Origin of the sequence: Veillonella sp. 20925_1_51 (assembly GCF_041431445.1) — a bacterium.
Lineage (GTDB): Bacteria > Bacillota > Negativicutes > Veillonellales > Veillonellaceae > Veillonella > Veillonella nakazawae.
In genome coordinates, this window is record NZ_JAPVXT010000002.1 from 80,953 (window position 1) to 94,368 (window position 13,416).

At 33.9% G+C, this 13,416-nt stretch carries 15 protein-coding genes; 3 read left to right on the forward strand and 12 right to left on the reverse strand.

Annotated elements, in window-relative coordinates; all coding sequences use genetic code 11:
• Window positions 1–4: 4 nt before the first annotated feature.
• The 6 genes from O3607_RS02845 to O3607_RS02870 form a co-directional block, all read right to left on the reverse strand.
• Window positions 5–853 carry a hypothetical protein gene (locus tag O3607_RS02845; protein WP_371443290.1) on the reverse strand — a complete coding sequence of 283 codons (849 nt, stop codon included), beginning with the start codon at window positions 851–853 and terminating at the stop codon, window positions 5–7.
• A gap of 1 nt (window position 854) precedes the next feature.
• Window positions 855–1,379, reverse strand: a complete 525-nt coding sequence (locus tag O3607_RS02850; RefSeq protein WP_371443291.1) for a hypothetical protein — start codon at window positions 1,377–1,379, stop codon at window positions 855–857.
• Between the two features lie 16 nt (window positions 1,380–1,395).
• Entirely contained in the window at window positions 1,396–2,625 is a 1,230-nt protein-coding gene (locus O3607_RS02855; protein WP_371443292.1) for a restriction endonuclease subunit S, read from the reverse strand.
• Between the two features lie 29 nt (window positions 2,626–2,654).
• On the reverse strand, window positions 2,655–5,882 hold the full coding sequence (locus O3607_RS02860) for a type I restriction endonuclease subunit R (RefSeq protein ID WP_371443293.1): 3,228 nt from the start codon (window positions 5,880–5,882) through the stop codon (window positions 2,655–2,657).
• Window position 5,883: 1 nt separating this feature from the next.
• Window positions 5,884–6,453: a restriction endonuclease subunit S gene (locus O3607_RS02865; protein WP_371443294.1), complete on the reverse strand. Its 570-nt coding sequence runs from the start codon at window positions 6,451–6,453 to the stop codon at window positions 5,884–5,886.
• Between the two features lie 145 nt (window positions 6,454–6,598).
• Window positions 6,599–7,063 (reverse strand): hypothetical protein, encoded by a 465-nt coding sequence (locus O3607_RS02870; protein ID WP_371443295.1) that lies wholly within the window; start codon window positions 7,061–7,063, stop codon window positions 6,599–6,601.
• A 108-nt stretch (window positions 7,064–7,171) separates the two neighbouring features.
• Here O3607_RS02870 and O3607_RS02875 point away from each other — a divergent pair, with 108 nt between their 5' ends.
• Window positions 7,172–7,408: a hypothetical protein gene (locus O3607_RS02875; RefSeq protein ID WP_155086756.1), complete on the forward strand. Its 237-nt coding sequence runs from the start codon at window positions 7,172–7,174 to the stop codon at window positions 7,406–7,408.
• Between the two features lie 110 nt (window positions 7,409–7,518).
• Here the strand turns inward: O3607_RS02875 and O3607_RS02880 are convergent, their stop codons facing one another.
• Both O3607_RS02880 and O3607_RS02885 read right to left on the reverse strand, forming a co-directional pair.
• Complete coding sequence (locus tag O3607_RS02880) at window positions 7,519–7,734, reverse strand: MmcQ/YjbR family DNA-binding protein (protein WP_371443296.1); 216 nt, start codon at window positions 7,732–7,734, stop codon at window positions 7,519–7,521.
• A gap of 6 nt (window positions 7,735–7,740) precedes the next feature.
• Window positions 7,741–8,970, reverse strand: coding sequence for a hypothetical protein (locus O3607_RS02885; RefSeq protein ID WP_371443297.1), 1,230 nt, complete (start codon window positions 8,968–8,970; stop codon window positions 7,741–7,743).
• A gap of 111 nt (window positions 8,971–9,081) precedes the next feature.
• Here O3607_RS02885 and O3607_RS02890 point away from each other — a divergent pair, with 111 nt between their 5' ends.
• Window positions 9,082–9,318 (forward strand): hypothetical protein, encoded by a 237-nt coding sequence (locus O3607_RS02890; protein WP_156720083.1) that lies wholly within the window; start codon window positions 9,082–9,084, stop codon window positions 9,316–9,318.
• A gap of 97 nt (window positions 9,319–9,415) precedes the next feature.
• On the opposite strand, the gene O3607_RS02895 is transcribed toward O3607_RS02890, so the two are convergent.
• From O3607_RS02895 to infC, 4 genes are all read right to left on the reverse strand, one after another.
• Complete coding sequence (locus O3607_RS02895; protein ID WP_371443298.1) at window positions 9,416–10,057, reverse strand: hypothetical protein; 642 nt, start codon at window positions 10,055–10,057, stop codon at window positions 9,416–9,418.
• A 173-nt stretch (window positions 10,058–10,230) separates the two neighbouring features.
• On the reverse strand, window positions 10,231–10,581 hold the full coding sequence (gene rplT / locus O3607_RS02900) for a 50S ribosomal protein L20 (protein ID WP_005376311.1): 351 nt from the start codon (window positions 10,579–10,581) through the stop codon (window positions 10,231–10,233).
• Window positions 10,582–10,627: 46 nt separating this feature from the next.
• A complete protein-coding gene (gene rpmI, locus O3607_RS02905; protein ID WP_004696338.1) occupies window positions 10,628–10,825 on the reverse strand; it encodes a 50S ribosomal protein L35 in 198 nt (65 codons plus the stop codon).
• A gap of 21 nt (window positions 10,826–10,846) precedes the next feature.
• The gene (gene infC / locus O3607_RS02910; RefSeq protein WP_005386139.1) at window positions 10,847–11,365 is read right to left on the reverse strand and encodes a translation initiation factor IF-3; all 519 of its coding nucleotides are present in this window, start codon (window positions 11,363–11,365) and stop codon (window positions 10,847–10,849) included.
• A gap of 486 nt (window positions 11,366–11,851) precedes the next feature.
• Between infC and O3607_RS02915 the strand changes: the two genes are divergently transcribed.
• Window positions 11,852–13,345, forward strand: coding sequence for a DASS family sodium-coupled anion symporter (locus tag O3607_RS02915; protein ID WP_371443299.1), 1,494 nt, complete (start codon window positions 11,852–11,854; stop codon window positions 13,343–13,345).
• The last annotated feature ends 71 nt before the right edge of the window (window positions 13,346–13,416 follow it).

Here is a 13,416-nt window from a genome sequence, read left to right on the forward strand (position 1 = left end):
TTTATTAAAATATAGTCTTTGCAGTATTTGCAAGCATTTTATCATCTGTAAGTGGATTGATGTAAAAACGACCTAATGCTAGTTTTAAAAACTGTGACAGATCACTCTCATTATTAATTATAAATTTATTATTTTCAACACTCAGAGTAATAGCATCAAAGTTAGCTGCCTGACTAATCATTTGTTGAATATACTCGGGTTGATTCAGGTTAATTTTGGGATTATCCTTTATAATTGCAATCATTTTCAAATTTCTAATCCCGATCTCTCTTGTATAACCTGATAACTCCAAACAAGCACTATTTTTGAAGGACGCTACTTCTTCTTCATTAGCTTCACGATAAAATATATCTATCCCTTTAAAAATATTATGTATTTTATTAAAATTCTTAAAATACAATCTATTATTACCATCATAATAAGCATCAATATTTCCGTCTAACTCAATGCCATTAGGAATATTGATTACTTTTAAGGCACTTGGACCTACTTGTCTACCTTTTATTTGTAAAATAGAAATATTTTCAAGTCTCTTAGCTTTAGTAATTTTTTTTAAAATCAACTCATTAGACTCTTTAGCTTTAGTTATCAAAAAATCCATAGAACTAAAACTATCATCATCAAATGTATTTAAATTAGCGGTTGATTTAAATAAATCTAAAAAAGGAGTAATTATCTCTTCTTTATGATTTAAAAGATTAATATATAACCATTCATCCGCTTCACATTTTGCTTCTGAGTTAAACTCTATTAACTGTGTCTGCTCTGTTATAGGAGATTGATATAATTGATTTATATCTGCTTTCTTTAACTTTAATATCTTATACTCCCGTTTACATTTTGCTAATATCATACTATACCTCTACCTCTATAAATGAAAAATTACTAATACGAACTAACTTTAGTTTCTCCTGATGATTAGAATCTATAAGCTTAATATCGCCTCTTATTGTATAAACACTATATACATTTCCATTTAAATCCTTAACTTTATATAGTCTATATTTAATCAACCAAAAAATATTGAAATAATACGATTGTTCTAAAAATCGCCACCAAATAATAAATAAGATAAAAATTAGTAAGTATTGTAGAGAAATTGATAGGGCACCAATATTAAGCATAATCACAAATAAGCCTATATAAATTGGTATAATATCTTGTTCCATGGGTTGAATTTCTTGAATTATTAATGTGTCATATTCATCACAATTACAACAATAAAAAAAATCTAAACATAAAGCAAATACAGACAATATAATGATTGCCCCTACTATCATTAACCAATAATATTCAAACAACAAATGAAATGGATTAGTAAATAAATATAGTATTCCCCCTGCGGAAAAAGAACTTAGGCTTAGAAAAAAACGATACATATAATGTCTCCATGCATCAAACAAACAATTGTTGTAATAAAGATTTCTTTTGAATCTGTAAGTGTTCTAACTTACGCTGATGAAGGGTAATACTCAAATCAATATTCCTTAAGAAGTTTCCTAACAATCTTTGTTCCTCATCATTTGGCAAACTTATCTCAAGTTCCATAACTTTATTTTTTGAAATATTATACCGTGATATACCTTGAGCAAGAATTTTAATCTTGTCTCGCATATATGGCGCACGTAATGAATACCCTAAAAAATATGGATCAATCTTTTGATTAGGTCTAAAACCAAAACAAAAGCTATTTAAATAAATATTAGGCATATGTCCAAGCCATACCGATGACATACCGACTTCTTCTGGTGTTTCAGATGAGGTGGTAAATAATACATCCCCGTATTTCACCTCATTTTGTGTTGTATCTATTTCTACTTTATCAGTCATAGTTATATCTGAGACTGTATTTTGAAATACATTTAAATATGTAATATATTGTGCCTCACCATGCCCAAAGCTTTCTTTCGTTTTACCTGATAATCCGGTATATGTTGAGCCAATACTACCTAACTTACGCTGTTCCCAAGGAGCAGTAAAACCAGGAAAACGAAAATCAGGGTATCGATTTCCATTTCTTGGAAAAAGTTTCTGAAGTAATGCTTTTTTCTTTAATATAAGATGCTCCACCTTACGCTGATGAAGATTAATAATGTTAGATTGAAGTTTTAATAGTCGACCAATTTTTTGCTGCTCTTCTTTAGATGGAAGTAAAATCTCTTGTTTTAAGAATTCATCAACCACCAACTCGTGCATCATAGTACCTTTTTTTGTGGAGTTAACAAGTTTTTTTTGCATTATAGGTTCATAATTAATATATTCTTTCCAAAATTCAACGTCCAATACCTTAATAGGTCTAAGTGCTGTAAATCTGGGTGACATAATTCCATCACCAATATCATTCATTACAAAGCGTCCATATTTAAACTCTTTATTCTCATGACCTTCAAATGCTATATCACCAAATCTTAATACTTTGTAGTTATTTAATGATTCATCACTAGCACCATTTCCCAATTTATTATATTTCATTCTCGCTATTGAAATAGTCTTATTAGAATTAAATTTTCCATCATTTCTTTCCAGATTTTTCTTTAACAAATTATTAAATCTATATTGTTCCCAATCTTCCGTAAACCCCGGAAATCGTAATTTAGGTACTCTCCGTTTTTCTTTACTCATCATAACCGCGCTTTCTTTTTATCATAACAACACTACCTTTCATTAACATAAGAATCTGCAAATTTATATAAAGCTGCTACAAGTTCATTGCCATATTTAATTTTATTAAGGCTTACAATTTCTCTATCTTGTGCTTTTGCCTGATATTCTGCACGTGCATCTTTTTTTAACTTACTAATTCTACCTGTACTATCTAAATCCTGTTTACCAGCAGTATGTCGAGAAAATAGATCTAATATTTCGTCATTACCAATAACATCAATAATGCCCCATTTTAAGCGGAAATCAAAAATATCATCTTTCATAATCATCGTATTTACATCATCGATGACTTCTAAACTAGTTAACTTTACAGGATACTGGATTTTCTTTCCTTCTGGTGGATACGTACCTTTATAGATTGCATCAACTGCATTATTGATTTGTTTTGCATATTGACGATCATCTAAAGCCATTGCAAAATCACTAATTTTTTCACGATAATCTGCAGCAGCATCCATACGGTTTTCATGAACAGCATTCATTAAGGCTTCGATCAATTCAGTGAGGTAATCATAGTTAACACTAATTTGTTTTACATGTATCATACGTAGTTCAATTTGAGCAACTGGTACATCATGATTTTCAGCAATTCGTTCTTTTAAATCGTTATACAAAGAAGTGGTTAACATTTCTTCTTGTTCAGGTGTCATCCCAAGCAATGTAACAAGCTCATCTGGATTATCATAGTCAAAGCCGATATCTTCTCCATTAACAACCTCTGGATCATATTGTTTTAGTTTCGACATTCCTGCACTATATTTACGCATAAGATTAAACATTTCCTCTTGCTTAGCTTCACTAGCAGGAACTTCTGTAAAATTATCCGTCATATCTGCAAGACGATCTACCACTTGTTTTACCTCTTCAAATTGTTCTTTGAAAGGTTTGGCTAAAACACCAGTATCAACTAATGCCTTCGTATCTACTAAGGTATCTTGTACATCAGCTGAGTGTTTATTCGCATAAATGCTTAAAGCTCGGTTCATGAGTTCTTCGTTTTTAGCTGGCCATCTGTAATTGACTATACGGCCCCACGGCTTACCTTGATTATCGGCAATACGATTAGTTCTAGAATAAGCCTGGATTAGCATCGCATCCTTCAATGTACGGTCTACATACAAGGTATTGAGTTGCGGAGCATCAAAACCAGTCAATAGTTGATCCACTACGATAACAATATCTAAATATTGCCCATCTTGTGCTGTACGATTTAAACGTGTTGTTAAGTCTTGAGTGTAACCTGATACATCATCTAGTCCAAAGCTCGTACCAAACATTTTATTGTAGTGTTTCATAGCGCGTAATAAACCATCATTTGTAGTTAATTGGTTATCACTATTATTGGTACTCATACTGAAAGTAATACCCACTTTTAACGTTGGTACCCCTTGCTCTTGGCGTTCTTGATTTACTCTTTCAAATTCATCAAAGTACATTAAGGCCATTGGTGTACTTGCTCTATTCCCACCTACATGTGTAGTAAGCATCGCGTTATAAGCACCATCATTAGAACGGTTTCTCCAATTTTTAAAGATATCTTCTACAACCAATTTTACGTGATCAAGATTATTATCATAGAAACTTGGCTCTATCATATCATCCATATCATTATCGGTAAGGTTAGCAATCTTTCTCTCAATATCGAGCTCATTCCAATTAGGGTATTTCTCTTTATAAAACTTTGGTAAGTATTCTAGTTTCATTTTGTCTTCTGCAATCGTAGTTTCGAAATCTACCTTGAAACCTAATACATTTTTATCTGCAATAGCTTCTCGAATAGTATATGCATGTAACAACTTACCAAAAACTTCATGCGTTTTAGTACCCTTTTTACCAACCACCTTATCAAACATAGGTGTTCCTGTATAGCCAACCCAAGCAGCACCTTTGAATACTTTTTGTAAGTCCTCAAAGCTTTCACCACCGGTAGACCTATGTGCCTCATCGACAATAAACACAAAGTTCTTATTAGGTACCACAAAGTCTTTACGATTAATGAGAGTATTTAGTTTTTGTACAGAGGTAACAATGATGCCATACCCTTTTTCATTTAATTTTTTCTTTAAGGCTGAAGTATTTTCTGTCCCTCCAACGGTATCGAATTGTTTACCATCAATATCAATAGAACCTTCAGGGTCATATGCCTTATAATTTGCTTCAGTTTGTTTTGTTAATGCAATACGGTCAACGACGAATACTACCTTATCTACATTTGGCATGCGACTTGCCAGCCATGCAGTTTTGAAACTAGTAATCGTTTTACCAGAACCTGTAGTATGCCAAACATAACCTAATTTATTAATTGGTAAATCAAAATCAGCACGTTTTAATTCATTTAAAACTGCTTTTGTGGCATACACCTGATAAGGGCGCATAACCTTAAGCATTTGTTTATTCTTAGTACCATCGAGAATAGTAAACAATGTAGACATTTGATGTGCCATTGGTATGCTAAGGAACATATCTGCAAAGGTAGTCCAATTACGAACAACCTTATTATCATTAGGATTTTGCCATTCAAAAGCAAAATCTTTATTAAACAAATCGGCCGTAGTATTCGCCATATATTTAATTCGATTTGGAGTCATTGCGACTAGAATTTGAACTGTTGAGAAAATATCACTATACTGTTTTTCCTGAATATATTGATGCATTTGATTTAATGCCTCATCCACAGAATGTTTTACAGATTTTTCCTCAATTTGAATAATTGGCAAGCCATTAATGAGTAGTGTTGTATCAAAACGACGTTCTGGACGACCTGCAATTTGCGGTTCTCGCTTAATTTGACTAACTACTTGATAGACAGTATTACCTGCCCCAATTTGTTTTTGATCAAATACTGTTAAAAATACATGACGGCCATCATCTAGGTCAACTTCTACTTGGGATACGCCATTGATACCATATAAAAATTGCCCTGCTTGATATGGTGTATACAGTTCATTAATTACCTTTTGAACTTGTTTAAATTCCGTATCACTTAATGGTTGTGTCAGTTGATTTTGATTTAATTGATATAAAATCTTGCGGAAATTCTCCCAAAGCGCCTCTGTTGTTTTTATAGTTGGCTCATATTTCCAAAGTTTACTTTTATAAACCTTCATATTACCATAAGCATCTGTTGTATCACCTATTTGATTAGAGTTAACTGCATTAGTCACAATCCCAGTTGATAATTGCTCAATTAATTTATTTTCAAATTCTAGCTCTGTCATATTAGTTTACTCCCTGTAACGTAATAATTGCTTTACGATACGTGTTATCTGCCACACGCTGTTTTAATGCTTTTAGACGTAATTGTTTAAAATAAATATCCCCCATAATACGTTGTGTTTCTATTGATGGTAGTCTTGGTAACTGTATTTCTTTTAATAAGCTAAGACTATATCGTACAACCTGACTCCCTTGTAAGTTCTGTTTAAACTGCTTTTTAATTTTAGGATTCTCATTAATCAAATAAGCCATATATTTTTTGTCTATTGGTGTATTTAAAGGCTCCATTCGAACATAATTTTGAGTAAAAAGATAACCATCATGATCCTTAGTAACAAGTGTAGCCATGCCAGATATTGTACTAAATATTAAATCGCCTACTTTAAGAGTGGATCCTTTATACTCTGTACGAATCTGCTTTCTATCACTCATATCTCCAGGTACACCAGATAAGTCCTCATATAATTCATTTTGTCCATACAATGTATACAACACTGCATTTTTACTAGTACTTTCCTCTAGTCGATACTGTGATACCCCTGTATTACTATGAAATATATCTTTAATATACACTAGATCACCTCTTTCTTAAAGATAGTTTTCATCTTATTTTTATTTTTGCATGTAAAAAAATTACACTGCATCACTTTTAAGTAAAGTATACAGTGTAATTTATATTAAAGCAACTATATTTCTGTAATTTTTAAAAATGCAAATTCTATTTTGTCATTTGTTGATATTGATTAAATTCAGCCTTAGCCACATTAATTATTTTTCTATATAAATCTTGGTTAACTTGCATATCTGTATAACGAATAAACTCACCAGTTTTATCAAATGGTTTCGATTTCGCAGCAAATGGATTAACATGAGAAGCCACGCCAGCTTCCCGCCCAATGATTACTGTATCATGATATGGATTTACATAAAATAGATAATAAGTACCCAAATGGCTTCCACCAGATGCACAATAAGCCACAGGAACCAGTCCATAATCCTTAAATGTGCGCATAGAATATGCTGCTACTTCAGATACAACACCATCATTCATAGACATGTCCGCAATAACCCAACCATTATAAGGGCCGTAGCCCTCACCTTTACCAACTAACTCAGATGTTCTTGCCTGACAACTAAAAGCAATTGTGCTAATAGCTAGTAATGCAAATAATAACTTTTTCATTTAATTACTTCCCTCCTTAACTCTCTCAAATATTATATATATAGAATATCATATTTTATTTGACTCATAGTAGTATAATATAAATATAGGAACAAGGAGGTAATTACTATGAAATTTACAAAACGTATACTCATCATGACTGCTTTAGCCGTAACCGCTGTTGCATCTACTGGATTTGCTTACGATTATGTATGCAATAACTCTCAGTACAATTGCAACACTAACACACAATACAATTCCGATAACAATACGAACAATACTAACTATGCAACATCCAACAATGACAACCAAAATTATTGCGGTCCAAACTCTAATTTTAGAGGATGCGGCGGATATAGAAGATAATATGGTAAATACGATAAAGGCCTATAGTACTAAACACGTACTATAGGCTTTTGTCATATACTTTCAGAAGACAAGAAAAATATTAGAATAGTAACTGTTAACAAATTTGGCTACTTATGCCCCACCAACTGATAGCTCATATCCACTAGCATTTTAAGTTTCTCTATATCTTCATAGCTTTCTATATCCACCGATATCCAGTGTTGTTTATTCATATGATACGCAGGATAGATTTCACTTTCACGAATTAGGGTAAAAATTAAATCAGGCTCACATTTTAGGTTAACTATTTCCATAGGTTCGGTCCTAAGGTCATTACGTTTCATAATTATTTACTGCTTTTTGGGAAATAAAGTCATATCAAATACACCTTTTGGTATAGCTGACATACCTGCTAAACTTTTTGAGTATTTGTCTTTATCATTTGCATTGTCTACATACTGGACCACATCACGCAAGTCTTTTGACGGTACTTTATAATCTAAATCTGCCATGATAAAGTGCGTATATAAATACTTATCATCATATAATGATTGAATATACATTTTTGATGTGGATCGCTCTACTTCCATATAAATAGCCGGGGTAGCATCATTCCAAACGGTTGCATATTGAATAGGTCTATACTCAGAGTAAGGCTTATACATAGCAAAGTATTGTATCAATTTAGCATTTATTGTATGTGGTTTAGCCAATTCTTCTGGTTGTAATTCTCGTACCATAATGCCTTCACGATAACTTTTACCATCATAAATATAAATTGCATCATTATCAGGTCCGTTATAAGTTAAATCACTAGATTTCAACGTTTGGAATGTAAATCCATTAATTGTGATAGATTTAGTTTTTGAAAGTAATTGCTTAGCTGGCTCAATAGACGGCAACACATAATTAACCAAAGGAGTCATGAGCTGTTTATATACATACTCTTGATCATGTGTTTTCAACAGCTCCACTTCTTTCTTTTTAGTCAAATCAAAAGCAATCCGATACGATACTGAAGGCTCTGCCTTAACTTTAAAATTAATAGCCCCCTCTAATGAACCCGTTTTTGTGGGGCTAATCTCCCATGTTGCATTTTTAACAGTCGGATAGGAAAATGAATTACCTGTAGATGTGCTTTGATTTTCTTTGCGAATGTTATAATTTAGATTTCCATCAATTAAAAGAAAGTTTCCTTGCTTAATCTCTGTAGTTAATGGGTCTCCCTTAATGGTTTTACCAAACTGAGTCCCTTCAGGAAAAGTAAATTTTAAATTAGCTCCATTATCTTTAAGAATAAAAACAGAAGATGAGAAGTTAACTGAATGATTTAATTCTTGAGTTAAATATACTAATTCATCTATCGTCCATTTTTTAGGCATATTATTTGCATATTTAGCCCTCACCTTATCGCCCACATCGACTTCCATTTTCTTCGTGGTCGTATCTACCTTTCGATAGTTTTGATAGGCATCCTGTGAAATTGAAGGATCTGCACCTGGTATATTAATATCAATTGCTTGGCTACCTAATGTCACAAAACTAAAACATAGTGCAACCATTAACGTACGTTTCATCATAAACTCTCATCCTTTCACATAATGTCTCCCCAATATTATATATATAGAATATCATATTTCATTTGACTCATAGTAGTATAATATAAATATAGGAACAAGGAGGTAATTACTATGAAATTTACAAAACGTATACTCATCATGACTGCTTTAGCCGTAACCGCTGTTGTATCTACTGGATTTGCTTACGATTATGTATGCAATAACTCTCAGTACAATTGCAACACTAACACACAATACAACTCCGATAACAATGCGAACAATACTAACTATGCAACATCCAACAATGACAACCAAAATTATTGTGGTCCAAACTCAAATTTTAGAGGATGCGGCGGATATAGAAGATAATATGGTAAATATAATAAAGGCCTATAGTACTAAATATGTACTATAGGCTTTTATATTATGCTATAACAGTAATATTTAATGTATCAATACACTTTGATTAGTTGTTCATTCGATTAAAGTATTCAATAGCACTAGGGCTAAATTCTATAAAAGTATTTCCATATGAAAAAGGTCCTAATTGATATGGTTGATAAATAAGATCTATAATTCCACCACCACGTAGACAATAGTCATCTGATACATGTATTACATGCCAACCTTGAGGAAGATATGTTTTCTTACGTGTTTCTGTATAGTAAGATAAAACATTAGTCCTTAATCCCATAGCCAGTTGCTCTACACTAGCAATTTTAACATAATTATATAATGGAATACGTTGACCAGTTACTTTATTATAAACCAGACCATTCGTAAAATAATGTTCGTGTGCTGCACCAGCATGATAGTAATTGGTAGTTAATAAAATAGATACTACCTGACTGTCCTCATATGTTACTTTATAATTTTGCCAAACTTTATAAATATGACTATTATAATAAGCTTGTTTTGCAGATTGGACATATTTAGCTATATCTTTATTAATAGAATCTTGAGCCTCAATATTATCAGTATAAACTAATGGATATTGTAAATGTAAATTAGTATCAGTCTGTTCTCCAGTTACAACTCGAGCATAACTTGGTAAAGATACCATCCCTACTAACATTCCTAATAATGCCATTCTTTTTACGGATACCATATTATCAGCTCCTTACATTAATAATAACCTCATAAATATACATATAGAATAATTTCTACAGATTATATGAAATTTCCTCTTTTAAAAGATTATACTTCTTATAAAATCTATAATATCTTTATATACAAAAAAGGACCCTCCAAAGAGAGTCCTTAGTCTGTATTGTTATGCTATTAAGCGTTTTTAGCTACTTCAACAAGTTTAGCGAATGCTGCTGCATCGTTAACTGCCAAGTCAGCCAACATTTTACGGTTAACTTCAACGCCTGCTTTAGTCAAACCAGCGATGAAACGGCTGTAAGTTGTGCCATTGATGCGAGCCGCTGCGTTGATACGAGCGATCCACAATTGACGGAATTCGCGTTTTTTCGCACGACGGTCACGACGAGCGTAGTATAACGCTTTCATTACTGTTTCGTTAGCTTTTTTGAACAAACGGGAACGTGTACCGCGGTAACCTTTAGCTAATTTTAAAATCTTTTTATGACGTGCATGAGCTGTAACGCCCTTTTTCACTCTTGCCATTGTATATTCCTCCTAAATTACGATATATCGATCTAATAGTTAACGATTAAGCGTATGGTAAGCATTTAGCTACGCGTTTGTGGTCAGCTTTTGCAACCAATGTAGCTTTACGCAAATTACGTTTACGAGCTGGAGATTTTTTCTCAAGAATGTGGCTTTTGAAAGCTTTTGCACGCTTGAATTCACCAGTACCAGTTACTGCGAAACGTTTAGCCGCTGCGCGACGAGTTTTAATTTTTGGCATAATTATAATCCTCCCAAAACATTATTTACTTACTAAAATCATGGTCATGTTACGACCTTCTAATTTAGCTGCTTTTTCAATAGACGCTGTTTCTTTGAGTTCTTCAGCGAAACGTGTCAACACTGCCATGCCTAGTTCTGGATGTGAAAGTTCACGGCCGCGGAACATGATAGTCACTTTTACTTTGTTACCTTCACCCAAGAATTTGGATGCGTTTTTCATTTTTACGTAAAAGTCATGGTCTTCAATATGTGGACGTAACTTAACTTCTTTTAAAGTTACGATTTTTTGTTTCTTCTTCGCTTCTTTCTCGCGTTTTTGTTGTTCATAACGATATTTACCATAGTTCATAATGCGAGCTACTGGTGGTTTAGCGTTAGGTGCAATTTCCACAAGATCAAGATGCTTTTCTTCAGCCAATGCCAATGCCTCACGGCCAGACATAATGCCGATTTGTTCGTTTTCAGGACCTACGACACGAAGTTCACGAGCACGAATCTCTTCATTAATGCGTGGTGTATCCTTGCTAATAGCGTTCACCTCCAAGAGAATAAAAAAAACGGACGGCAAACACCATCCGAATAGAGTTCTCTATATTAACCTCATACTTCTCGGTATTAGGTGAGTGGCGGATGGCCTCTGCTTCATAAATTACTTAATCATAATAACAAATCGACTGGTGAAAGTCAACAAAAAATATTGAGCTTTTAACAATGAATTTGTTATTACAACTCTTATAGTATAACAGACATTATAAGTTCTGTATATAGGTATACTTACTGACACCGCTCTCTCTTTATGTATACAATATTCTTATAAATTATACAACTAATTCTATAGAAAATACGATACAATACTATTTATAGAATAGTCTAGCTTATATAGTGTGCTTTATAGAATAGCATATATTATAGGATAGTGTACTTTATAGAATAGTATACTTTATAGGATAGTCTAGTTTATATAGTTCACCTTATTTATTATTATACAGTAATAGTTATGATACAAATTGAAAGGAGTTTTATTATGAGTGTAACAACTACTGCCCCTCCACAAAAGGTGCGTACAACTGCTCAAAATATTGGACTTATTTTATCTTTCATTGTTCTAGGTGGCATTTTATTATTACCTACACCAGAAACATTATCTACCGGTGGTCATCGTATGATCGGTGTACTCGCCTTTGCCATCATCTTATGGATGACCTCAGCTGTTTCCTATCCAGTAAGTGCTACCATGATTACTGCACTTACCGCTTTACTATTAGGATTCTCACCGAATCCCGAAGCACCTGCTAAGGCGATGGGCACAGCCAATGCTTTGAAGCTGATCATTTCTGGTTATTCTTCGCCAGCCATGATTCTTGTAGGTGCTGCTATGTTTATCTCTGTAGCCATGCGTAAAACGGGTCTCGATCGTCGTATCGCCATGTTAGTACTATCTAGCGTTGGTACTAAGGTTAGCCGTATTTATTTAGGTGTTATTATTACAGGTCTTATCCTCGCCTTCTTCGTACCCAGTGCAACAGCTCGTATTGCTTGCCTAGCACCAATTATCATTGGTATTGTTGAGAACTTAGGCATTGAACGTAAAAGCCGCGTAGCCGCGCTACTCATGGCAGGTGCCGTACAAGCCGATACGTTCTGGAATATTATGATTCAAACGGCTGCCGCACAAAATCTTGTGGCTGTAGGCTTTATACAAACTCAGATGAATACATCTATTAGCTGGATAGATTGGCTTACTGCAGCGGCTCCATTCTCCATCGTTATGGTTATCATCGCCTACTTCTTAACACAAGCATTAATCAAGCCAGAGTTCAAGGAACTTATAGGTGGCGATGTACAACTCGCTAAAATGCGCCAAGAAATCGGTCCTATGAGTACTGATGAAAAGAAACTGTTATGTATCTCTATCGGTCTTCTCGCATTGTGGGCTACCGGTGGCAAGCTCCATTCTATCGACACAACAACTACAACAATTGTTGCCATCGCATTGTTCTTCTTCCCTAAAATTGGTATTATGGACTGGAAATTTGCACAGCCAAACATTGACTGGGGTTCCATCGTTATGTTTGGTGCTGGTATCGGTCTTGGCTCTGTATTACTGAAAACAAAGGCAGCTACTTGGCTTGCTCAAGTATTCGTAAACGCCTTCTCCCTTGAAAGTGCCAGCGTATTTATATTAATTGCCGTAATGGCTGCCTTCCTCATTGTCATCCACCTAGGCTTTGCATCTGCTACAGCCCTCTCCTCTGCTATGATTCCTATTGTAATTTCTATTGTAGTAGGACATAACGCAGAAGGTCTTAATCCAATTGGGGTAACCATGCTTATGCAATATGCAATCTGCTTCGGTCTAGTATTACCAGTAAACTCTCCACAAGGTATGGTAGCTTACGGTACCGACACATTCGACGTAAAAACATTTATGACTACAGGCATTCCATTGACTATTATTGGCTATGTAATGATGCTCGTATTTGCCCTTACATATTGGCACTGGATTGGAATCGCATAATACTGTACTTTCATAACAATCATATATAAACCAAAAGGCTCTGTCATGAGACAGAGCCTTTTAGATATTCA